This is a genomic window from Hydrogenophaga sp. (genome assembly GCF_018780075.1).
Classification (GTDB): domain Bacteria; phylum Pseudomonadota; class Gammaproteobacteria; order Burkholderiales; family Burkholderiaceae_C; genus Hydrogenophaga.
In genome coordinates, this window is sequence record NZ_JADMKB010000121.1 from 1 (window position 1) to 21,213 (window position 21,213).

General features: G+C 68.4%; 21 protein-coding genes and 1 riboswitch. Of the genes, 6 read left to right on the plus strand and 15 right to left on the minus strand.

The window, feature by feature from the left end:
* On the plus strand, positions 1–241 hold a 241-nt coding region (locus IV088_RS19790; RefSeq protein ID WP_291105596.1), incomplete at its 5' end, for an alpha/beta hydrolase.
* A gap of 248 nt (positions 242–489) precedes the next feature.
* Here IV088_RS19790 and IV088_RS19795 read toward each other — a convergent pair.
* From IV088_RS19795 to IV088_RS19820, 6 genes are all read right to left on the minus strand, one after another.
* Positions 490–2,001 carry a tripartite tricarboxylate transporter permease gene (locus IV088_RS19795; protein ID WP_291105597.1) on the minus strand — a complete coding sequence of 504 codons (1,512 nt, stop codon included), beginning with the start codon at positions 1,999–2,001 and terminating at the stop codon, positions 490–492.
* Position 2,002: 1 nt separating this feature from the next.
* A complete protein-coding gene (locus IV088_RS19800) occupies positions 2,003–2,449 on the minus strand; it encodes a tripartite tricarboxylate transporter TctB family protein (protein ID WP_291105599.1) in 447 nt (148 codons plus the stop codon).
* Positions 2,450–2,618: 169 nt separating this feature from the next.
* The gene (locus IV088_RS19805; protein ID WP_291105600.1) at positions 2,619–3,605 is read right to left on the minus strand and encodes a tripartite tricarboxylate transporter substrate binding protein; all 987 of its coding nucleotides are present in this window, start codon (positions 3,603–3,605) and stop codon (positions 2,619–2,621) included.
* Positions 3,606–3,718: 113 nt separating this feature from the next.
* The gene (locus IV088_RS19810; protein WP_291105601.1) at positions 3,719–5,143 is read right to left on the minus strand and encodes a sensor histidine kinase; all 1,425 of its coding nucleotides are present in this window, start codon (positions 5,141–5,143) and stop codon (positions 3,719–3,721) included.
* The gene (locus IV088_RS19815) at positions 5,140–5,808 is read right to left on the minus strand and encodes a response regulator (protein ID WP_291105603.1); all 669 of its coding nucleotides are present in this window, start codon (positions 5,806–5,808) and stop codon (positions 5,140–5,142) included. Before IV088_RS19815 ends, IV088_RS19810 begins: the two co-directional genes overlap by 4 nt.
* Before the next feature lie 90 nt (positions 5,809–5,898).
* Entirely contained in the window at positions 5,899–6,465 is a 567-nt protein-coding gene (locus IV088_RS19820; protein ID WP_291105604.1) for a TetR/AcrR family transcriptional regulator, read from the minus strand.
* A gap of 121 nt (positions 6,466–6,586) precedes the next feature.
* On the opposite strand from IV088_RS19820, the gene IV088_RS19825 reads away from it, so the two are divergent.
* Complete coding sequence (locus IV088_RS19825; RefSeq protein WP_291105605.1) at positions 6,587–7,486, plus strand: sterol desaturase family protein; 900 nt, start codon at positions 6,587–6,589, stop codon at positions 7,484–7,486.
* A gap of 7 nt (positions 7,487–7,493) precedes the next feature.
* Here IV088_RS19825 and IV088_RS19830 read toward each other — a convergent pair whose 3' ends face one another.
* Both IV088_RS19830 and aroE read right to left on the minus strand, forming a co-directional pair.
* Positions 7,494–8,384 carry a DMT family transporter gene (locus IV088_RS19830; protein WP_291105606.1) on the minus strand — a complete coding sequence of 297 codons (891 nt, stop codon included), beginning with the start codon at positions 8,382–8,384 and terminating at the stop codon, positions 7,494–7,496.
* A 50-nt stretch (positions 8,385–8,434) separates the two neighbouring features.
* Positions 8,435–9,256 (minus strand): shikimate dehydrogenase, encoded by an 822-nt coding sequence (gene aroE / locus IV088_RS19835; protein WP_291105608.1) that lies wholly within the window; start codon positions 9,254–9,256, stop codon positions 8,435–8,437.
* 88 nt (positions 9,257–9,344) lie between these two features.
* Here aroE and IV088_RS19840 point away from each other — a divergent pair, with 88 nt between their 5' ends.
* Positions 9,345–10,004: a DsbA family oxidoreductase gene (locus tag IV088_RS19840; protein ID WP_291105609.1), complete on the plus strand. Its 660-nt coding sequence runs from the start codon at positions 9,345–9,347 to the stop codon at positions 10,002–10,004.
* A complete protein-coding gene (locus IV088_RS19845; RefSeq protein WP_291105610.1) occupies positions 10,001–10,441 on the plus strand; it encodes a GFA family protein in 441 nt (146 codons plus the stop codon). Before IV088_RS19840 ends, IV088_RS19845 begins: the two co-directional genes overlap by 4 nt.
* A 10-nt stretch (positions 10,442–10,451) precedes the next feature.
* Here IV088_RS19845 and IV088_RS19850 read toward each other — a convergent pair whose 3' ends face one another.
* From IV088_RS19850 to IV088_RS19875, 6 genes are all read right to left on the minus strand, one after another.
* On the minus strand, positions 10,452–11,057 hold the full coding sequence (locus IV088_RS19850) for a glutathione S-transferase (protein WP_291105611.1): 606 nt from the start codon (positions 11,055–11,057) through the stop codon (positions 10,452–10,454).
* 19 nt (positions 11,058–11,076) lie between these two features.
* Complete coding sequence (locus IV088_RS19855; RefSeq protein ID WP_291105613.1) at positions 11,077–12,990, minus strand: radical SAM protein; 1,914 nt, start codon at positions 12,988–12,990, stop codon at positions 11,077–11,079.
* Between the two features lie 198 nt (positions 12,991–13,188).
* The gene (locus IV088_RS19860; protein ID WP_291105615.1) at positions 13,189–14,577 is read right to left on the minus strand and encodes an L-serine ammonia-lyase; all 1,389 of its coding nucleotides are present in this window, start codon (positions 14,575–14,577) and stop codon (positions 13,189–13,191) included.
* Positions 14,578–14,600: 23 nt separating this feature from the next.
* Entirely contained in the window at positions 14,601–15,854 is a 1,254-nt protein-coding gene (locus IV088_RS19865) for a D-amino acid dehydrogenase (protein ID WP_291105616.1), read from the minus strand.
* Positions 15,855–16,021: 167 nt separating this feature from the next.
* Positions 16,022–16,116: riboswitch (glycine riboswitch) on the minus strand.
* A gap of 8 nt (positions 16,117–16,124) precedes the next feature.
* Positions 16,125–17,117, minus strand: a complete 993-nt coding sequence (locus tag IV088_RS19870; protein ID WP_291083182.1) for a tripartite tricarboxylate transporter substrate binding protein — start codon at positions 17,115–17,117, stop codon at positions 16,125–16,127.
* 18 nt (positions 17,118–17,135) lie between these two features.
* Positions 17,136–18,311 carry a M20 aminoacylase family protein gene (locus IV088_RS19875; RefSeq protein WP_291105617.1) on the minus strand — a complete coding sequence of 392 codons (1,176 nt, stop codon included), beginning with the start codon at positions 18,309–18,311 and terminating at the stop codon, positions 17,136–17,138.
* A gap of 106 nt (positions 18,312–18,417) precedes the next feature.
* On the opposite strand from IV088_RS19875, the gene IV088_RS19880 reads away from it, so the two are divergent.
* Positions 18,418–19,314 carry a LysR family transcriptional regulator gene (locus IV088_RS19880; RefSeq protein WP_291105618.1) on the plus strand — a complete coding sequence of 299 codons (897 nt, stop codon included), beginning with the start codon at positions 18,418–18,420 and terminating at the stop codon, positions 19,312–19,314.
* Positions 19,311–19,943, plus strand: coding sequence for a trimeric intracellular cation channel family protein (locus tag IV088_RS19885; protein ID WP_291105619.1), 633 nt, complete (start codon positions 19,311–19,313; stop codon positions 19,941–19,943). Before IV088_RS19880 ends, IV088_RS19885 begins: the two co-directional genes overlap by 4 nt.
* A 49-nt stretch (positions 19,944–19,992) precedes the next feature.
* On the opposite strand, the gene IV088_RS19890 is transcribed toward IV088_RS19885, so the two are convergent.
* The coding region (locus tag IV088_RS19890; protein ID WP_291105620.1) for an aminotransferase class V-fold PLP-dependent enzyme at positions 19,993–21,213 on the minus strand (1,221 nt) is incomplete at its 5' end.

The following is a 21,213-nucleotide window of genomic DNA, read 5'->3' on the forward strand; positions in this document are numbered from 1 at the left end:
CCAGCTGGCGGCGCTGCGCGACTGGGGGAACAAGGCCCCGGCCGATCTCTCGGTGGTCAAGCAGCCGGTGCTGGTCGTCAACGGCGACAACGACCGCATGGTTCCGACGGTCAACACGCACGACCTGGCAAAGCGGCTGCCGAACAGCCAGCTGGTCATCTATCCCGATGCCGGGCACGGCGGTGCCTTCCAGTTCCATGCCGACTTCGTGCGCAGCACGCTGGACTTTCTGGCCCGTTAGCGCTTGCCAGGAAGTGCCGCCCGACCCCACACAACCCACTCTCCGAAAGAGGCCCACATGCAACACACCCACCTCACCGCGCCCACCCGCCTGGTGGAAGTGGACGGTGACCAGTCAGGTGGATGTGCTGGGCTTCTCGCTGGGTGGGTTCCAGGCCCAGGACCTGACGCGGCGCCACCCCGACCCGGTGCCCGGCGTGCTGGAGAGCGCGCCGTGTCCTGTTCCCACCGGCGCCGATCTGGCCTGTGTCAGGCCGAGGCCACCCCGTCCCCGTGCCTGCCCGCCAGCAGCCGCATGCCGACGGGCACCACCAGCATCAGCGCCGCCGCCACCCACAAGCCGATGGTGATGGGGCTGCCCACCAGGATGCCCGCATCGCCGTTGCTGATCGAGAGCGCGCGGCGCAGGTTCTGTTCCATCATGTCGCCGAGCACGAAGCCCAGGATCAGCGGCGCCATCGGCACACCCTGCTTGCGCAGCAGGTAGGCGGCGAATCCCAGCACGGTCATCAGCATCAGGTCGAAGGTGGTGGCGTGCACCGCGTACACGCCCACGCTGCTGACCGCCACGATGCCGGGCACCAGCAGCCAGTTGGGCACGCTCAGCACCTTGGTGAACACGCCCACCAGGGGGATGTTGAGCACCAGCAGGATCACATTGGCCATGAACAGCGATGCGATCAGGCCCCAGACCAGATCGGGCTGCTGGGTGAACAGCGCCGGGCCAGGCGTGATGTTGTAGAGCGAGAGCGCGCCCACCATCACCGCCGTCGTGCCCGAGCCGGGCACACCCAGCGTGAGCATGGGCACGAAGGAACCGGTGGCGGCCGAGTTGTTGGCCGCTTCGGGCGCGGCCACGCCGCGGATGTCGCCCTTGCCGAAGGTGCCTTCGGTGTCGGTCAGGCTTTTTTCCATCGAATACGTCATGGCGCTGGCGATGGTGGCGCCCGCGCCGGGCAGCACGCCCACGCCGAAGCCCACCACGCTGGAGCGCAGCGTGCCCCACCAGGTGGCCTTGAGCTCTTTCCAGTTGAACAACATGCGCCCGGTCTGCGTCACCAGGCCGGCGCTGCTGTGGTGCTCCTGCAGCATCAGCAGCAGTTCGCTGATGGAGAACACGCCGATGACGACCACCACGAACTGGATGCCGTCGGAGAGGTGGATGTCGCCACCGGTGAAGCGGTAGACGCCGGAGTTCGAATCCAGCCCGACGCAGGACATGGACAGGCCGATGATCGCCGCCAGCCCGGCCTTGACCGGCGCGTCGCCCATCAGGCCGGCGATGCAGGCGAAGGCGAAACACATCAGCGCGAAGTACTCGGCCGGCCCGAACGACAGCGCCCAGCTCGCCAGCAGTGGCGCCATCAGCACGATGCCGATGGTGGCGACCAGGGAGCCCACAAACGAGCTCCAGGCCGAGATCGACAGCGCCACACCGCCCAGGCCCTGGCGCGCCATGGGGTAGCCGTCGAGCGCGGTCATGATGGCGCCCGCGTCGCCCGGCACGTTGAGCAGGATGGACGAGATGCGCCCCCCGTATTCGCAGCCGATGTAGACCGCGGCCAGCAGGATCAGCGAACTCTCGGGTGGCAGCTTCATCGCAAAGGCCAGCGGCATCAGGATGGCCACGCCGTTGATCGGGCCGAGGCCGGGCAGCAGGCCGACGATGGTGCCGATGAAGCAGCCCATCGCGGCGATCAGCAGGTTGGTCGGGCTGAGCGCGACGCCAAAACCCAGGACCAGGTGTTGCAGGGTGTCCATGTCAGCTACCTCCCAGCAGCAGGGCCAGCGGGCCGGTGGGCAGCACCACGTCCAGCAGCTTGTCGAACAGCAGGAACAGCACCAGGCCGAGCGCAGCGCCACCGGCGAGCGACTGTTTCCAGCTGCCACCAAAGGCCATGCCCACCGGCAGCGCCATCAGCGCCGTGGCCAGCGCAAAGCCCAGCCACTGGAACAGCAGCGCGTAGGCCAGCACGGCGCCCGCGCACAAGGCGGTGGGTTTCCAGGGCACACCGTGAAAGGCCTCGGCACCGGCCGTGGGCCGCAGCACCAGCCACAGGCCGCTCAGGCCCAGGCCGGCCGCCAGCAGCAGCGGGAAGGCGCGCGGGCCCACGGGTTCGTAGGAGATGGCGGCGGCGTAGTCTTGCGCGGCCCAGGCCATGGCGGCGGACGCGACAACACACACCGCACCGAGCAGGCGGTCACTCATGGGGGACTCCGGTGAGAGGAGGATGGACAGGCCACCGCTTGGGGTGGCGCTGCGGGACAGGTCAAGAGGCGTTTGAACCGTTCGCCCTGAGCTTGTCGAAGGGCTTCGACAAGCTCAGCCCGAACGGAACCCGCACGGAAGGAAGCGAGGGGTCACTGAGCGCCGTGCATCACTTGGCGGGCACGACGTTCAGACCGAACTCTTCGGCCAGCTTGCGGTAGCCGGCCACCTGCTTCTTGACGTAGGCGTCCAGCGGCGCGCCGGTCAGGGCCATGGGGAACAGGCCGCGCTCGCTGCGCAGCTTGTCGTAGGCGGGCGTGGCCATCAGCTTGGTGAAGGTGTCGGCCCAGACCTTGTAGTCGGCGTCGCTGACCTTGGGGCCGACGTAGAAGCCGCGCACGATGGGCCAGTCCACATCGAAACCCTGCTCGGTCGCGGTGGGGATGCTGGCCATGTCGCCGCTCAGGCGCTTGTCGTTCATCACCGCCAGGATGCGGACCTTGGCGCCGGCCTTGATCTGCTGTTGCGCCTCGGCCGCGTCGCCGGTGAAGACGTGGATGTGGCCGCCCTGCAGCGCGGTCAGCGCCTCGCCGCCGCCTTCAAAGGCCACGTAGCGCATGGTCTTGGGGTTCACGCCGCCGGCGCGCGCGGTCAACGCGGCCTTCATCCAGTCCTGGCTGCCCACGGTGCCGCCCGCGCCCAGCACCACCTTGGTCGGGTCGGCCTTCATCGCGGCCATCACGTCCTTGAGGGTTTTGTAGGGCGAGTTCTCGGCCACCACCACGGCCCCGTAGTCGGTGCCGATGGCGGCGAGCCAGCGCACGTCGTTCTCGGTGTAGCGGCCGAACTTGCCCTGGGCCAGGTTCAGCAGCGAGCCGCCGGAGAAGGCGACGATGGCGTTGGCCGCGTCGGGCTTCTGTGCGATCACGGTGTTGTAGGCCACGGCGCCGATGCCGCCGGGCATGTAGGTCACGCGCATCGGGTCGGCGATGAACTTGCCGTCCTGCAGCGCGCTCTGCACCAGCTTGCAGGTGAGGTCGAAGCCGCCGCCGGGCTTGGCGGGGGCGATGCACTCGGTCTTGTCGAGCGGGGTGGCGGTGGCGGTGAGCGCGGCGGCCGAAACGGCGGCGGCGATGAACTTGGCGACGGTGCTCATGAAGGTGTCTCCTCGGTGGGGTGGAATCCGCGCAGCACAGGCGCTGCGGTGAGGGCACTGTAGAAAACGGGCACTTTCAAGGCGCTTTCAGAAAAACGGTCAAAAGCCAAGGGTTAACCCGGAAGGCCTTCTGCGGACGGTGGCGTGGGCAGCGTGAGGGTGACGGCCAGCCCTCGGCCGTCCGGACCGGCGTCCACCCGCATCTGCCCACCGTGCCGCTGGGCCACGGTGCGCACGATGGCCAGGCCCAGGCCGGAGCCGGGCAGGGCGCCACCGCCGCCGCGGAAGAAGCGCTCGCCGGCGCGCGGCAGTTCGGCGGGCGGCAGGCCGGGGCCGTCGTCCACCACGCTCAGGTGCACCGCACCGTCGGCATCGGCGCGCACCGTCAGCGTGACGTGGCAGCCCGCGCCGCCGTGGCGGATGGCGTTGTGCAGCAGGTTGGCCAGGGCCTCGCGCAGCAGGTCGGGCTCGCCGCTCAATGGCAGGGCGTGGTCCGGCGCGTCCAGCCCCAGGTCCACGCCCTGCTCGCGTGCCGTGCCCCACCACTGGCGCACCAGCGCCTCGGCCAGCGCCACCGCGTCGAAGGGCTGGCGCTGCGGCGGGGCGCTGTCGGCGCGTGCCAGCGAGAGCATCTGGTTGGTCTGCCGGATGGTCTCGTCCAGTTGCGCGCGGATCTTGTCCAGCACCTCGCGCTGGGCCGCCGGGTCGGCCTCGCGCTGCGCGTAGGCCACCTGCGTGGCCAGCGTGGTCAGCGGCGTGCGCAGTTGGTGCGAGGCGTCGTCGATGAAGCGGCGGCGCGCTTCGGCCTGTTCGCGGTTGCGTTCGATGTGGTGGTTGATGGCCTGCACCAGCGGCCGCACCTCGGCGGGCGCGCCGGTGTCGTCCACGGGGGTGAGGTCCTGCGGGTCGCGCGCGTCCACCTCCTGGCGCAGCCGGTCCAGCGGCCGCATGGCCCAGGCGATGGCCAGCGCCAGCAGGCCGGTGGCGGCCAGCATCAGCAACACGTCGCGCGCCAGCGACTGCAGCACCAGCGCGCGCCGGAACCCCGTGCGCGACTCCAGTGTTTCGGCCACCTGGATCACCACCCGCTGCGGCCCGGCCTGCCCGGCCAGCGGCGGGTTCAGTTCGCGCGCGTAGCTGCCCACGCGCACCGCAGTCCCCAGGTACTCGCCTTCGTGAAACTGCGGCTGGCCGGTCTGCAGCGGACGGGGCGGGGCGGGCAGGTCGGCGCTGCCGATCTCCACCAGCCCGTCTTCGGTGGCCACGCGGTAGAACACCTGGCCCTGCGCGGTCAGCTCGAAGAATTCGAGCATGCGGTAGGGCAGTTCCACGCCGATGCCGCCGCTGGCGGTGGAGATGCTCGAATCGATGGACTTGACCGCGCCCAGCAGGGAGCGGTCGTAGGCCGCGTCGGCCGCCTCGCTGGCGGTGCGCCAGCCCAGCCAGAGCTCGCCCGCGATCACCGCACCCAGGCCCGGCAGCAGCAGCACCAGCAGAAAGCGGCGGATGCTCGCGCGCGACCACGACAGCGGTGTCACGCGGCGCTTTCGAGCTGGTAGCCCAGCCCGCGCAGGGTGGCGATGCGCACCGGCGAGGCTTCGAGCCGCTTGCGCAGGCGGTGGATCAGCACCTCGATGGCCTCGGGGTTCACGTCCTGCTCGTCGGAGAACACGCGTTCGAGCAGTTCACGCTTGGACAACGGCTCGCCCGGGTGCTGGATCAGGGCGCGCAGCACCGCGTGTTCGCGCGGTGTGAGGCTGAGCACCTCGTGCTGCAGGCGGAACTGTTTGGCCGCGCTGTCGTAGCTCAGCGGCCCGCAGGCAAAGCGCGGGTGCTCCTGCCCGCGCGAGCGGCGAATCAGCGCGATCAGCCGCGCCTCCAGCTCGGCCACGTCGAAAGGCTTGGCGAGGAAGTCGTCGGCGCCGCCGTGCAGGCAGCTCACGCGCTCCATCAGCGAGTCGCGCGCGGTGAGGATCAGCACCGGCAGGCGTTCATCGGCCTCCCGCAGGTCGGACAGCACGTCGTGGCCGCCCAGGCCGGGCAGTCCCAGGTCGAGGATCAGCGCGTCGTATCGGGTGGCCTTGAGGCAACGCCGCACCAGGCGCCCGTCGTTGACCCAGTCGACCTGGAAGTCGCTCTGGCCCAGGGCCTTGACCAGCCAGGTGCCCAGTTCGGTTTGATCTTCGGCAAGCAGGATGCGCATGGCGCGATTGTCAAACAAAACGTAGGGGTCGAACCCGGTACGGTACGAACCCGTCGGGCTGCCTGCAGTGTGCTTCGGTGTTTCCGTTGTTCAGGGCTTGGACACCATCGCGATGGAGCCTTCGACAAGGAGATTGAGTCGGCGCTCCATCTCGCGGATGGATGGTGGCTTGGGTGCATGGATCCACCAAGCCATGGTTTCGACAATCCCGCCCGCCAGATAGCAGGCCAGCCAGTGGCGCTGATCAGTCGTCAGGCCGTGTGCCTTGAGTTCCAGGTCCACCAGTTCGCGCACCATGGCCTTGAAACGTGAGGCGATGCCATGTCCGCTGCGTTGGCCAATGACGGCTTTGAACACGGCGCGCTGTTCGGCCATGTGGTCGAGCAGCCCCCCGAGCATGCCCAGCCCAGGTGCCGGACCCTGTCCCCATTGGGAGGTCAAGTGGTCGCGCAAGCCGGCGAAGCTGTCGGACAGCAGATCGTCCTTGCCCTGGTAATGCAGGTAGAACGTTGAGCGGCCCACGTTGGCTTGCTCACAGATGGCCTGTATCGAGAGTTCGTCCCAGCCAGCACTGGGCAACAAGGCCAGCATCGCGTCGCGCAGCGCGAGCCGGGTTCGCGCGACCCTTCGATCAACCTCACGGGGTGGCTGGGGCATGGCATCTCCTGAACATCGGTGGCCAGTGTGTCTGGAAACGGACAAGAGGCCGGTGGGGCGACTTGTCGTGAAAGGCTTTGCACAAGATTATGGACATGTGTTCAATAAAAGAGGCGTGTTCATGACACCAGACAAGCCGGCGCAGGGAAGCGCCGATGGGACGTTGGCCCGCACCGTGCGTTGGGGCTTCTATCCAGCGGCGCTGGCAGTCACCGTGTCTTACATCGTGGCGGAAGCGGCGGGATGGTTCGGCCGAATCGGCTCGGCCTATCCCTGGTATCTGGCGGTGCTCATCTTGACGATGCTTGCACTGGAGCAGCTGATACCGATGAGGAGGGACTGGGGGATGACCCGACCGTTGTTCTTCGTGCGGGACCTGCCCATGCTGGTGGTCAACGGCACGGCGATCGTGCTGGCCACCCGCGTGGTGACGGCGTTTTCAGGGGCCGTGACCATCCCGTCGTGGGCGCTGACGGAATGGCCATGGCCCTTGCAGGCACTGGTTGCCCTGGCACTGGCCGATCTGGCGTGGTACGGCATCCACCGCCATTGTCATGAAGGGAAGGGCTGGCTGGGACGCTGGATGTGGCACACCCATGCCCACCACCATTTTCCCGAGCAGGTCTATGTCTTCATGCACGCAGCGGGACACCCGATACAGGCTGCCTATGTGCGGATGCTCCTGTTGCTGCCAGCCATCAGCCTTGGGCTCTCGCCGGAAGCGGCATTTGCTGCAGCGGTGTTCAACGGTTTTCAGGGGCTGGTGTCGCACTTCAATGTTGATGCGCGCGCGGGCTGGTTCAACCGCTTCTTCATTGGGACGGAACTGCACCGCTTTCACCACAGCGCCGATGTGCTGGAAGGCAAGAACTACGCGGCGGTGTTCAGTGTGTGGGACCAGCTGTTCGGAACCTACAGGCTGCCGGGCATCGCGCCAGTGGCGCTGGGCGTCAAAGACCGGCAGACCTATCCCGCCGATTCGGCGTGGTGCCAGTTGCTGAGCTTGCCGTTTCGGCGCTGATGCGCCATCACTGCACGATTTCGTCCGCCGGGCCGCGGTGCGCTTCGGGGTTGGCGGTGGCGGCGCTGCCGGCGGCCGCGCACATCACCAGCACGATCGCCAGCCACTGCAGGCCGGTCAGCTGCTCATCGAGCACCAGCACGCCCATCAGCGCGGCCACGGCCGGTTCCATGCTGGCCATGACGCCGAAGGCGGCGGGCGTGAGGCGTTTGAGCGCCACCATTTCCAGCGAGATCGGGATGGCACTGGACACCGCGGCCACGCCCAGGCCGATCAGCAACACATGGGGCTGCAGCAGCGCGCTGCCGGCGTGCCAGATGCCGAAGGGCACGACCGTGATCGCCGCCATGCTCAGGCCCAGCGCGACCGAGTGGCCGGCGTGCAGGTGGCCGACCTTCTTGCCGAACAGGATGTAGGCGGCCCAGAACACCGCCGCACCCAGCGCGAAACCCACCCCCTCAGGGTTGATCGTGGCCACGTCGTGCCCCAGCGGCAGTAGCAGGCCCAGGCCGGCGATGGCCAGGGCGATCCAGAGGTAGTCGATGCGCTGGCGCGAGGTGAAGCAGGCCACGGCCAGCGGGCCGCTGAACTCGATGGCCACCGCGATGCCGAAGGGAATCGTCCTGAGCGACTGGTAGAACATCAGGTTCATGCAGCCCAGCGCCATGCCATAGCGCACCAGGCTCTTGAGGTCGGCGCGCGTGGTGGTCCAACGCCAGGGGCGCCAGATCAGGAGCAGCAGCAGGGCTGAAAAACCGACCCGCAGCGCGGTGGTGCCCAGCGAGCCGACCTGCGGGAACAGCTGCTTGGCGAACGAGGTGCCCAGGCCCAGTGCCACGACGGAGCCGAGCACGGCGAGCAGGGGCACGGCCTGTGCCCAACGGGGAGAAGATGTCATGTTCAACCCAAAACGACCCGCCTTGGGGCGGAGCGTGGGGGCGCGATGTTTCAGACCAGAGGGATGGTGAATCGGGCGATCACCGGCTGCGTGTCCGGGCGCACGCCGCGCCACCACTCGAAGGCCTCGGCCGCCTGCTCGACCAGCATGCCCACGCCATCGGCCAGCTGCGTGACGCCGGCGGCCTGCGCCTGTTGCAGGAAGGTGGTCATGCCCTTGCCGTAGACCAGGTCGTAGGCCAGGGCACCGGGCGCGAACACGCCCGCGGGCAGCGGCAGCGCGTCTTTCGACAGGCCGGTGGAGGTGGCGTTGAGGATCACGTCGAAGGTCTCACCGGCCAGCTCGTCGTAGCCGCCGGTCTGCAGGGTGGTGTGGGCCGCGAAGTCGGTTTTCAGTCCATGCGCCTTGGCGGTGCTGCGGTTGGCGACGGCGATCACGGCGGGCTGCTGCGCCGCGATGGGCAGGATGGCGCCGCGCGTGGCGCCGCCGGCGCCGCAGATCAGCACCCGTTTGCCAGCCAGCGACACGCCCAGGTTGCGCTGGATGTCGTTGACCAGACCCAGTCCGTCGAAGTTCTGCGCGTGGATGCGGCCGCCCTCGAACTTGAGCGCGTTGACCGCGCCGGCCAGCCGGGCCGATTCCATCGGGTCGGTCGCGATCTCGAAGGCCTGCAGCTTGAACGGGATGGTGACGTTCATGCCTTTGCCGCCGGCGGCGATGAAGGCCTCGACCGTGGCGCGGAAGCCGTCCAGCGGACCTTCGATGGCGGTGTATTCAATGTCCTGGCCGGTGGCTTGCGCGAAAGCGCTGTGGATCAGGGGCGACTTGCTGTGGCCAATGGGGTTGCCGATGACGGCGTAACGGTCGGTCATGGTGGGGCGCGAACGGTGCGGAAGGGGCTTTTCGGGGGCAATTCGGGGCAACTCGGCATTGTCGCGCATGGCCCGCTACCATGCCCGGATGACCAAGACCCTCAAGATCGATTTCGTCTCCGATGTCTCCTGCCCCTGGTGCGCCATTGGCCTCTCGGCGCTGGAGCAGGCCCTCACCGCCGTGCAGGGCGACATCCAGGCCGACATGCACTTCCAGCCCTTCGAGCTGAACCCGCAGATGGGCCCCGAGGGCCAGGACGTCACCGAGCACCTGACGCAGAAATACGGCAGCACCGCCGAGCAGCAGGCTCAGATCCGCGCCACCATCCGCCAGCGCGGCGCCGAGGCGGGTTTTGCCTTCAAGGCCGAAGGCCGGGGCCGCATCTGGAACACGTTCGACGCCCACCGCCTGCTGACCTGGGCCGAGGCCGAGGGCCAGCCGGGACAGCAGCACGCGCTCAAGAAGGCGCTGCTGGAGGCCTACCACGGCCGTGCCGAGAGCCCGGCCGATCATGCGGTGCTGCTGGCTTGCGTGAAGGCCGTCGGGCTGGACGCAACGCGCGCCGCCGCCGTGCTGGCCAGCGACGAATTCACCGAAGCAGTGCGCGAGCGCGAGCAGTTCTTCACCGGCCACGGCATCCACTCGGTGCCGGCGGTGATCGTCAACGACCGGCACCTGATCTCGGGCGGGCAACCCGCCGAGGCCTACGAGCAGGCGCTGCGCCAGATCGCGGCCGAGGCCGCGTGAGTGCCGCCGAGCCAACGGCGGGTCTGATGCGGGTGCAGGGCGCTTGCCACTGCCGAGCCGTTCGCCTGACCGCCGAGGTTCAGCCGTCGCGTGTGTTCGTGTGCCATTGCACCGATTGCCAGGTGCTTACTGGCAGCGCGTTCCGGGTCGTGGTGCCCGTGGTGCCCGGAAGTCTTCAGGTGCAAGGTGCCGTCAAGGGCTATCCGCGCACGGCTGAGAGCGGCAATGTGCGGTGGCAGTACTTTTGTCCTGTATGCGGTACACCCATGTACGCGGGCACGCCGGACGGCGCAGGTCTGGCGACGGTGCGTGTGGGGGTGCTGCAGGAGCGTGCGCTGCTCCAGCCGACCGCGCAGCTGTGGCGGCGCAGCGCATTGCCCTGGGTGAATGCCTTGGACGACGTGCCGGCTTGCGAGCAGCAGGAATTGCTGGGCTGAGTCGGCCGGGTCAGGCCCGGTAGGTGCTGTCGCCGTGGGGGGCCGCCGCGAAGGCGGGCAGCGCTTCAGCGCGCCCTGAAAACGCCACCAGGTTCGGGTAGCGCGCGGCGGGCACCACGTCCGGCACCATCTTCTGGATGAACTCCCAGGCCACGGCGGTGCTAACGCCGGCCTGGTCCATGCCCATCGTCGGTACCGCCAGTTCGAGGCCGTCGCACGCGGCCAGCAGTTGCCCGGTCACGCGCGCCACCCAGGGTTCGTGCTGCTTGTCGGCGGGCCGCAGCCCGCGTTCGTAGACGATCTGCACCGCCTTCTCGCAGGCGGCCAGCGCCAGGCCCACGGTGCGCAGCGAGCGGGCCAGGGCCTGCGGTTCGGCGGGCAGCAGGCTGCGCCCGGCCAGTGCCTCGGCGTACTGCAGGATCAGCGTCGAATCCATCAGCACCGTGCCGTCGTCGCAGACCAGCGTGGGGGCCTTGACCACCGGGTTGGTGCGGCTGAACGCATCAAACGTGCGGAACACCGACAGCGACTGGTGTTCGAACGGGAGGTCGAGCAGTTGCAGCGAGATGGCGACGCGGCGCACATAGGGCGAGTCGAGCATGCCGATCAGTTTCATGGGCTCCTCCGGTGGGGTGTCAATGGTGCGCGGCCAGCGCCTTGGCGATCTTCCCGCGCTTGACGGTGGCGCGTGGCACGGGCTGCGGCAGGTGCTCGAACCATCGCCGCACGTCGTCTTCCACGCACAGGCCGTGCATGAAGTTGTAGATCGCCTTGCGCAGGCCCTGGCCGAGCGCGTCGTGGTCGGTGCCGGTGGGGTCGGTGAAACCGATGTCGTTCTTGGCGAAGCTCACCGGCGGCAGCGGGATCAGCTCAATGCCGTAGGCCGCCGGGTCCATGCCCACAGGGGAGTGCACGGTGCAGCTGAAGCGGTGGAAGAAGCCGCTCTGGATGCAGCCGGCCTCGAACAGCTGGCGCACGTATTCGAGCGCGTCCACCGTGTCCTGCAGCGTCTGGGTGGGAAAGCCGTACATCAGGTAGGCGTGCACCAGGATGCCGGCGTCGCTGAAGCCTTTGGTCACGCGCGCCACCTGTTCGACGCTCACGCCCTTTTTCATCAGGTTGAGCAGGCGGTCGCTCGCCACTTCGAGGCCGCCGCTCATGGCGATGCAGCCGCTTTGCGCGAGCAACTCGGCGAGCTCGGGCGTGAAGGTTTTTTCGAAGCGGATGTTGCCCCACCAGCTGATGTGCAGGTCGCGGCGGATCAGCTCTTCGGCCAGCGCTTTCAGCGCCTTGGGCGGCGCGGCCTCGTCGACGAAATGGAAGCCGGTCTGGCCGGTTTCTTCGACGATCTGCTGGATGCGGTCGGCCAGTTTTTCGGCTGTGGCGGTTTCGTAGCGGCCGATGTAGTCGAGGCTCACGTCGCAGAAGCTGCACTTTTTCCAGTAGCAGCCGTGCGCCACGGTGAGCTTGTTCCAGCGGCCGTCGCTCCACAGGCGGTGCATGGGGTTGAGCATGTCGAGCAGGCTCAGGTAGCGGTCCAGCGGCAGGCCGTCCCAGGTGGGCGTGCCCACGTCTTCGAACGGGATGTCGGGCTCGGCGAGGTTCACGAACTTGACCTCATCGTTCTCCCGCACAAACGTGCGTTGCAGCCGCTGCCGCCCGCGCTGGCCGTGCAGGTGCTCGATCAGCGAGAGCACCGGGCGCTCGCCCGCGTCCAGCGTCACGAAATCCACAAAGTCGAACACGCGCGGGTCGGACAGCTCGCGCAGCTCGGTGTTCGCAAAGCCGCCACCGAGCGCGATGCGGATGTGTGGGTTGTGGGCCTTGATGGTCTGCGCGATGCGAAACGCCGCGTAGACCGAGCCGGGGAAGGGCACCGAGAGCAGCACCAGCGTGGGCTTGTGGCGGTGGATGGCGGCGAGCGTCAAGTCGCTCAGCAGGTCGTCCACCAGCGTGGGCGGCGCGGCGAGCGCGGCAGCGAGCGGGTCGAAGCTGGGCTGGCTGCTCGCCAGCGACTCGGCGTAGCGCACGAACTCGAAGCGTTCATCCACCGCGTCGCGCAGCACGTCGGCGAGGTCGTTGAGGTAGAGCGTGCAGAGGTGGCGCGCCTTGTCCTGCACGCCGAGCGCGCCGAAGGCCCAGGCCAGCGGGTCGCCGCTGCCGTCGTCTTCGTACGCATCGAGCGCCGAAAAACGCGGGCCTTCGGGCAGCAGGCCGCGCGCGGCGATGCGGTGCGCCAGCGTCGAGTCGCGCCCCTGCAGGTAGGCGATGGCCGGGCCGATGGTGCCCCGGTAGTGCTCGAACTGGTCGAGGAAAGCGTGCACGCTGCTTGAGCGCTGCGCCTCGGGCAGGGCCAGCGCACGGCCGCGCACGGCCTCCAGCCCGGCCGGTGTGAACAGCTTCAGCACCAGCGCCAGCGCCAGGTCTTCCTGCACCGCATCGATGCCGCGCGAACGCAGGAAACCGGTGAGGTAGGCGGTGGAGGGGTAGGGCGTGTTGAGCTGCGTCATCGGGGGGATGAGGCTCAGCACGCGGAAGTTCGTGGGCATGCGCGCGTGGGAAGGGAATGAGCAGGCAAGCTTAGCCCAGAAGCTCGAGCGCAACGGCGGGTGAGCCGATGCCCCTGAGGATCTCGTGCCTGCTTCGCGGGCGACCGTGGAACCGGCTTTGCCGGGCCACTGGTTGCGTCCCCCCTCCCGCAGGAGAGGGAGGAAGACGCCGAAGGCGGCGCAGGGGGGTGTTCACCTCTAACACTCCACGATGTTCACCGCCAGCCCGCCGCGCGAGGTCTCCTTGTATTTCGTCTTCATGTCGGCACCGGTCTCGCGCATGGTCTTGATGACCTTGTCCAGGCTGACGTGGTGCACGCCGTCGCCGCGCATCGCCATGCGCGCGGCGTTGATGGCCTTGACCGAGGCGATCGCGTTGCGCTCGATGCAGGGGATCTGCACCAGGCCGCCGACCGGGTCACAGGTCAGGCCCAGGTGGTGTTCCATGCCGATCTCGGCCGCGTTTTCCACCTGCTCGGGCGTGCCGCCCAGCACCGCGCACAGCGCACCGGCCGCCATGGAGCAGGCCACGCCCACCTCACCCTGGCAGCCCACCTCGGCGCCGCTGATGCTGGCGTTTTCCTTGTAGAGGATGCCGATGGCCGCGGCGGTGAGCAGGAAGTCCACCACGCCGTCGTCCGTTGAACCGGGCACGAAGCGGCGGTAGTAGTGCAGCACGGCGGGCACGATGCCGGCCGCGCCGTTGGTGGGCGCCGTGACCACGCGGCCGCCGGCGGCGTTTTCTTCGTTCACGGCCAGCGCGTAGAGGTTGACCCAGTCGAGCACGGCCAGCGGGTCGGTCAGCGCCTTCTCGGGGTGGGTCGTCAGGTCGGTGTAGAGGCCGGGCGCGCGGCGCCGCACCTTGAAGGCGCCGGGCAGCAGGCCCTCGGCCGTGCAGCCGCGGCGCACGCAGGCCTGCATCACCTCCCAGAGGCGCAGCAGCCCGGCGCGCACCTCGGCGTCGCTGCGCCAGTGCCGCTCGTTGGCGTGCATCACCCCGGCGACGGACAGGCCGTGTTCGCGGCAGCGCAGCAGCAGTTCGTCGCCGGTGCGGAACGGGATGGGCAGTTGCGTGGCGTCGGGCGCGATCACCTTCTGGCGCTCGCCATCGGCCGCCACCTCGTCGCTGACCACGAACCCACCGCCCACCGAGTAGTAGGTGCGTTCCGCGAGCAGCACCCCCGACGCGTCCCAGGCCGAGAGGCGCATGCCGTTGGCGTGGAAGGGCAGGGGCGCGCGGAAGAAGGACAGGTCGTCCCGCTCGTTCCAGGCGATGTGATGGCAGCCCATCAGCGGGAGGCGGTAGGCCTTGCGGATGGCGGCGATGGTCGGCTCCACCGCTTCGATGGGCACCGTCTCGGGCTCCTCACCACACAGGCCCAGCAGCACCGCCTTGTCGCTGCCGTGCCCTTTGCCGGTGGCGCCCAGCGAGCCATGCAGCCCGCAGTGCACCCGCGCCACGCGGTCGAGCAGGCCTTGCGTCTGCAGGCCGGCCGCAAAGAGGCGGGCCGCGCGCATAGGCCCCACCGTGTGCGAGCTGCTGGGGCCGATGCCGATCTTGAAGAGGTCGAACGCGGAGATGGCCATGGTGTTTTCCCGTGGTGGACGGTTCAGACGGCGGGCGCAGGCATCACCACACGGGTGTGGCGCTGCTGGGCCTGCCACTGTGCCACGTGGCCGGTGAGCTGGTGCGCCGTGATGGCCGAGAGCGTCCAGCCCAGGTGGCCGTGGCCGGTGTTGTAGAACACGTTGGGCCGTCGGCCGGCGCCAACGCGCGGCAGCATGTCGGGCATCATGGGCCGCAGGCCGGCCCAGGGCTCGACCCGGCGCGTGCTCACGCCGGGGAAGCACTGGTTGACCCAGTTGACCAGCGGGCGGATGCGGTCGGCGCGGATGTCCAGGTTCATGCCGTTGAACTCTGCCGTGCCCGCCACGCGGAAACGGTCCTGCCCCAGGCGGCTGGTCACCAGCTTGGTCTCGTCGTCCAGCAGGCTGACCTGCGGCGCGGCGGCCTGGCTCGCTTCGTCGTTCAGCATCACGGTGATCGAGTAGCCCTTGACCGGGTAGACGTTGAGGCGGTCGCCCAGCTGCGCGCCCAGCGCCCGGCTGTGCACGCCGGCGCAGACCACCACCGCGTCGCCGCTGACCACCTCGCCGCTGGACAGCGTCACTTGCGCGGACGCGCCATCGCTCTGCACCCGCGTCACGGTCTGGCCGGTCAACAGCTTCACGCCCAGGCGCTCGCAGGCGAGCGACAGGCCGTGGGTGAACTTGTGGATGTCGCCGGTGCTGTCGCTCTCGGTGTAGTAGCCGCCAAAGTAATCGCCGGCCAGCGTGGGCTCGATGGCGCGCATTTCGTCGGGCGTGACGGCGCGGCGCGGCAGGCCGCCTTCGGCCAGCAGCTTGGACACCTCGCCCGCGTGGTCGAAGCCGGCCTTGTCGCGGTAGATGTGCAGGATGCCTTGCTGCTTGAGGTCGAAATCGATACCCTCGGCCTGCGCCCAGCCAAACAGGTGCTCGCGCGCGGCGATGGCCAGCCGCGCGGTGGCGATGGTGTTGTCGCGGTACTTGGGGATGGACGCCGCGAACTCGGCGAACCAGCTGAGCTTGTGCCAGCTGGGCTTGGGGTTCACGAGCAGCGGCGCGTCGGCCTTGAGCATCCACTTGATGCCCTTGAGCAGGGTGGACGGGTGGGTCCAGGTTTCGGCGTTGGAGGCCGAGAGTTGCCCGCCATTGGCGTGGCTGGTTTCCATGCCCGCGTAGCGGTGTTTTTCGATCAGGGTGACGCGGTGCCCTTGACGGGCCAGGGCGTAGGCGCTGGTGACGCCGGTGATGCCGCCGCCGATGACGATGAGGTGTGCCACGGGAATCTCGCTTTCGAAGTCGTCAAACAATGAAGGACACGACCCGCACACCGTGTGCGGATCATGACCCCCTCTGTTTGTGACCTGAGAGATTCACCGGCCCATGGGGCTGGCTTGCTCCTGCGGTGGGCCGGGGGACGAATCCCGACCACTCTTCAGAGTGTGTTGCGTGTCGACCGGTCCTTTTGCCTGAGAGTTTCCGGGGCGGTTGCTCCTTCGGCGCCGGCTTGTCTTGCAAGCCAGTCTCTCCCGGTCGACGTGTTGAGGCCCTTATTGTGCCTGCAGCTGGATGGACTTCGCGATGGCTCGGAACTGCTGGATGCCGTCGGCGTAAGCCTTGTCCACCGCTTTCAATGACAGTGGTTTGGCCAGCAGCTGGCTGTTGGCTTCCAGCGCCTGGTGCACCCCCGGATCGGCCAGCGTCTCGGTGATGGCCTTGTGCAGCGCGTTCACCACGGGCTCCGGGGTGTCCTTCTTCACGAAGTAACCGGTCCAGATGTTGAAGGTGAAGTCCTTGAGCTGCGTGCTCTCGGTGATGGCGGGGTAGTTCTTCACGCTCTCCAGCCGTTCGCTGTTGAGCATGGCCAGCACCTTGACGCGACCGCTCTTGTGCATGTCGTCGTACTTCTTGCCGTAGGGCGCCAGGAAAAAGTCGACCTGGCTGGCCAGCAGGTCCTGCTCGGCCGGTGCCGCGCCCTTGTACGGCACGTGGACCATGGGAATGCCGGTGACCTTGGACAGGTGCTCGCCGAGCAGGTGGTAGAACGAGCCCGGGCCTACGCTGGCGAAGGTCAGGGGCCGGCCCTGTTGAGCTGCCTTGCGGGCCTGGTCCAGGAACTCGTCCACGGTGTTTGCAGGGAAGTCCTTGCGGGCCAGAAAGGCGATCTGCGCGGTGGCGATCATCTGCACCAGGCGGAAGTCTTCGCTCTTGAACTTGATGGAGGCGATGGCCAGCGGGGCCAGGATGAGTTCGTTGGGCGAACCCTGGAACACCGTGTAGCCGTCGCTGGAACCGTTGAGCACTTTCTGCGCCGCGATGGACCCGCTGGCGCCACCCAGGTTTTCGATCACCACCGGCTGGCCCAGTTGTTTGCCCAGCGTGTTGTTGACCGAACGCGCGATCACGTCCGACAAGCCACCCGCCGGATAAGGAACCATCAGCGTCACCGGGCGCGTGGGGTAACTCTGCGCCTGCGCCAGGCTCGACAGGCTGGCCAGGGCGATGGCCGCAGCGGTCATCAAGGTCTTGAAGGGGCTGGTCATGGTTGTCTCCAATGGGGTTCAGGGGTGGGTGGGGGAAAGCAGTTCACCGACCAGCGCAATCCAGTAGGCGGAGCCGGTGGCGATGTTGTGATCGTTGAAGTCGTAGGCCGGGTTGTGCACCATGCAGGCGCCGGGCTCCTGGCCGGTGCCGTTGCCGATGAACAGGTAGCTGCCCGGCACGCGTTCGAGCATGAAGGCGAAGTCTTCGCTGCCGGTCAGCATGGGTCCCTGCGGGTTGATCTGCTGCGCCGGGAAATGCCGTTGCGCCACCGCCAGCGCGCGGGCGGTCTGCTGCGCATCGTTGACCAGCACGGCGTAGCCCGGGCGCCAGTCCAGCTCGGCGCGCACGCCGTGGCTCTGTGCCTGGAACTGCACCAGCTCGCGGATGCGCTGCTCCATGCTGCGCCGCACCTGCGGGTCCAGCGCGCGCACGCTGATCTCCAGCCGCGCCTCGGCGGGGATCACGTTGTTGGCCTCGCCGGCGTGCACCGCGCCGACCGTGACCACGGCCGGCTGCATCGGGTCCACATGGCGCGAGACCACGGTCTGCAGCGCCATGATCAGCGAGGCCGCCGCCACCACCACGTCGGTCGCCTTGTGCGGCATGGCGCCGTGCCCGCCGTGGCCGTGCAGCGTGACGGTGGCGTAGTCGGACGAGGCCATGGTCGGGCCGCTGCGAAACACCAGCTGGCCTTGCGGGTAGCCCGGCATGTTGTGCATGGCAAAGATCGCGTCGCAGGGGAAGCGCTCAAACAGGCCGTCGTCCATCATCTTCAGCGCGCCGCCACCGCCTTCTTCGGCGGGCTGGAAGATCAGGTTCAGCGTGCCATCGAAATCGCCTTGTGTGGCCAGGTGCTGCGCCGCCGCCAGCAGCATGGCGGTGTGGCCGTCGTGGCCGCAGGCGTGCATCATGCCGTGGGTGCAACTGGCCCAGGCCGCGCCCGTGGCCTCGGCGATCGGCAGCGCGTCCATGTCGGCGCGCAGGCCCAGGGTCCGGGTTGACGTGCCGCGTTTCAGTTGCCCGACCACGCCGGTGCCGCCGAGGCCTGTCGTGACCGCGTAGCCCCAGGCGCCCAGCTGGGCCGCGACCAGGGCCGCCGTGCGGCGCTCGTTGAAGGCCAGCTCGGGGTGGCGGTGGATGTCACGGCGGACGGCGATGAACTGTTCGACGGCGGCGTCACTGAGGCGATCCATGCAAAGCACTCCTGAAACATGAACTTTGTTGCATGTTAGGAAGCGATTGAATTAAAGTCCAATGCATTGATGAGCAATAACCCATGACTTTGAATGGAGGCTCGGGATGACCCTCGTGCAACTCAGGCACTTTGTGATGCTGGCCGAGCTGGGGACCTTCGTGCAGGCCTCCAAGGCCCTGTACCTCACGCAACCTGCGCTCACGCGCAGCATCCAGGCGCTGGAAGACGAGCTGGGCGGGCGCCTGTTCGACCGGCTGGGCCGGCGCATCGCGCTCACGCCGTTCGGACACGAGGTGCTGCAACGGGCCCGGCGGCTGGTGAGCGACGCCGACGCGCTGAAGCAGACCGGCAAAGGACTGCATGCGGGGCTGATCGGCAGTCTGCGGGTGGGCCTGAGCTCGGGGCCTGGCGCGCTGCTGTCCACGCCGCTGATGCTGCACACGGCCGAGCACCACCCCAGGCTGCAGCTGCAGATTTCGCGCGGTAACACGGCGGTGCTGATCGAGGCCCTTCGGGAGCAACTGCTCGACGCGGTGGTGGTGGACGTCCGCTCGGTGCGCCCGGCGGCGGACCTGCAGATCACCCAGACCTTCGAGCTGGCTGCCGGGTTTCTGGTGCGGCCGGACCACCCGCTGGCGCAGCACGGCCAGGCGGTGACCATCGACGAGGTGCTGGCCTACCCGGTGGCGTCCACGCCGCTGAGCGACGAGGTCGCGCGGATGCTGATCGGTCGCTATGGCCCGCAGGCCAATCCGGATGACATGGTGACCCTGCGCTGCGATGAGACATTGAGCATCGTCGAGGTGGCCCGGCGCAGCCTCGCGATCGTGCTGACCGCGGACGCCGCTGCCGAGGGGCTGGTGCGGCTGGACATGACACCGCCGCTGGACGCCACGGCGCGTTTCGGCCTGGTCACGCTGGCGCAGCGCCAGGAAGCCCCGGCCCTGCGCATCCTGCGCGAGTGGCTGTCCGGCTGGATCGGCCAGAATGCAGCCGCATGAAACTCACGGCACTGCTGATCGCGATTGAAGTGGGCGGGACGGTGGCCTTTGCCACGTCCGGGCTGATCGAGGCCATGCGCAAGCGCATGGACGTGGTGGGGGTGTTCTCGGTCGCCTTCGTCAGCGCCTTCGGCGGGGGCACGGTGCGCGACCTGCTGCTCGACCGACGGCCCCTGTTCTGGGTCGAGCACGAGGCCTACCTCTGGTTGGTGTTCGCGATGGTGATCACCGCGCCCTGGTGGCTCAAGGCCGCGCTGCGCGATGCGGGCAGCCGCCTCATGGACGGGGCCGATGCCTTCGGCCTGGGGCTGTTCGCGATCTCCGGCACCAGCATCGCGGTGGCAGCGGGCATGTCGCCGGGCGTGAGCGTGCTGATGGGCGCGACCACCGCCATCGTGGGCGGCGTCGCGCGCGACGTGCTGTGCAACGAGGTGCCCAAGGTCTACCAGGACCACCGACCCTACGCGCTGTGTGCCGTGGCCGGCAGCCTGGCGTTTCTGGGGCTGGGCGAGCTCGGCCTGGGCTCCGAACTGGCGAGCCTGGCGGGCATCGCCGTGGCCACGGGCAGCCGCCTGCTGGCCATCGCCTTCGACTGGCAGTTGCCCGGCTGGCGCCTGCCGCAGAAATGAAAAACGCCGGTGAGGGCAGGCCTCACCGGCGTCCTGGTGACCGCGACGATCAGGCCAGTTCGCTGACCGGCACGCAGCTGCAGAACAGGTTGCGGTCGCCGTAGACGTTGTCGATGCGGCCCACGGGCGGCCAGTACTTGGCGTGCGCGCGGGTGGACTGCGAGGCGGCGCCGACGTCGCGGCCGTACGGATGCGGCCAGTCGGCATTCATCAGGCTGTCGGCCGTGTGCGGCGCGTTCTTCAGCGGGTTGTCGTCCTGCGGCCACTCGCCCTTTTCGATGCGGCGGACCTCCTCGCGGATCGCGATCATCGCGTCGATGAAGCGGTCCAGCTCCTCCAGCGTCTCGCTCTCGGTCGGTTCGACCATCAGCGTGTTGGCGACCGGGAAGCTCAGCGTGGGCGCGTGGAAGCCGTAGTCCATCAGGCGCTTGGCCACGTCCTCGGCCATCACGCCGCTGGTCTCTTTCAGTTGCCGCAGGTCCAGGATGCACTCGTGCGCCACGTGGCCGTTGGCCGAGGCGTAGAGCGTGGGGTAGTGGTCGGCCAGGCGCTTGCTGATGTAGTTGGCCGAGAGGATGGCCGCTTCGGTCGCGTGCTTGAGGCCGTCGGCGCCCATCATGCGGATGTACATCCAGCTGATCGGCAGCACGGCGGCGTTGCCCAGCGGTGCTGCGCTGACCGCGCCCACGGCATGAGCCGACGCGGGCGTGTCGCAGACGCCACCCGGCTCGGCGCCGCGGCCATGGCCGGGCAGGAAGGGCACGAGGTCTTCGACCACACAGACCGGGCCGACGCCCGGGCCGCCACCGCCGTGCGGGATGCAGAAAGTCTTGTGCAGGTTCAGGTGGCTCACGTCGCCGCCGAACTCGCCCGGCGCGGCCACGCCGACCAAGGCGTTCATGTTGGCGCCGTCCACGTACACGCGGCCGCCGTGCTGGTGCACCAGGGCGCAGAGTTCCTTGACCGTGGTCTCGAACACGCCGTGGGTCGAGGGGTAGGTGATCATCACCGCGGCGAGATTCGCGCTGTGTTGCTCACACTTGGCCTTCAGGTCGGCCATGTCGACGTTGCCGTTCTCGTCGCACTTGGTCACCACCACCTGCAGGCCCACCATCTGGGCCGAGGCCGGGTTGGTGCCGTGGGCCGACGAGGGGATCAGGCAGATGTTGCGGTGGCTCTCGCCGCGCGAGGCATGCCAGCCACGGATGGCGAGCAGGCCGGCGTATTCGCCCTGCGAACCGGCGTTGGGCTGCAGGCTGATGCCGGCGTA

What these genes read in the sequence shown, in the direction of transcription:
- IV088_RS19795 (WP_291105597.1), bottom strand. Translation starts at nt 2,001, where the DNA reads ATGGACACCCTGCAACACCTGGTCCTGGGTTTTGGCGTCGCGCTCAGC.
- IV088_RS19800 (WP_291105599.1), bottom strand. Translation starts at nt 2,449, where the DNA reads ATGAGTGACCGCCTGCTCGGTGCGGTGTGTGTTGTCGCGTCCGCCGCC.
- IV088_RS19805 (WP_291105600.1), bottom strand. Translation starts at nt 3,605, where the DNA reads ATGAGCACCGTCGCCAAGTTCATCGCCGCCGCCGTTTCGGCCGCCGCG.
- IV088_RS19815 (WP_291105603.1), bottom strand. Translation starts at nt 5,808, where the DNA reads ATGCGCATCCTGCTTGCCGAAGATCAAACCGAACTGGGCACCTGGCTG.
- IV088_RS19820 (WP_291105604.1), bottom strand. Translation starts at nt 6,465, where the DNA reads ATGCCCCAGCCACCCCGTGAGGTTGATCGAAGGGTCGCGCGAACCCGG.
- IV088_RS19825 (WP_291105605.1), top strand. Translation starts at nt 6,587, where the DNA reads ATGACACCAGACAAGCCGGCGCAGGGAAGCGCCGATGGGACGTTGGCC.
- IV088_RS19830 (WP_291105606.1), bottom strand. Translation starts at nt 8,384, where the DNA reads ATGACATCTTCTCCCCGTTGGGCACAGGCCGTGCCCCTGCTCGCCGTG.
- aroE (WP_291105608.1), bottom strand. Translation starts at nt 9,256, where the DNA reads ATGACCGACCGTTACGCCGTCATCGGCAACCCCATTGGCCACAGCAAG.
- IV088_RS19840 (WP_291105609.1), top strand. Translation starts at nt 9,345, where the DNA reads ATGACCAAGACCCTCAAGATCGATTTCGTCTCCGATGTCTCCTGCCCC.
- IV088_RS19850 (WP_291105611.1), bottom strand. Translation starts at nt 11,057, where the DNA reads ATGAAACTGATCGGCATGCTCGACTCGCCCTATGTGCGCCGCGTCGCC.
- IV088_RS19855 (WP_291105613.1), bottom strand. Translation starts at nt 12,990, where the DNA reads ATGCCCACGAACTTCCGCGTGCTGAGCCTCATCCCCCCGATGACGCAG.
- IV088_RS19860 (WP_291105615.1), bottom strand. Translation starts at nt 14,577, where the DNA reads ATGGCCATCTCCGCGTTCGACCTCTTCAAGATCGGCATCGGCCCCAGC.
- IV088_RS19870 (WP_291083182.1), bottom strand. Translation starts at nt 17,117, where the DNA reads ATGACCAGCCCCTTCAAGACCTTGATGACCGCTGCGGCCATCGCCCTG.
- IV088_RS19875 (WP_291105617.1), bottom strand. Translation starts at nt 18,311, where the DNA reads ATGGATCGCCTCAGTGACGCCGCCGTCGAACAGTTCATCGCCGTCCGC.
- IV088_RS19880 (WP_291105618.1), top strand. Translation starts at nt 18,418, where the DNA reads ATGACCCTCGTGCAACTCAGGCACTTTGTGATGCTGGCCGAGCTGGGG.
- IV088_RS19885 (WP_291105619.1), top strand. Translation starts at nt 19,311, where the DNA reads ATGAAACTCACGGCACTGCTGATCGCGATTGAAGTGGGCGGGACGGTG.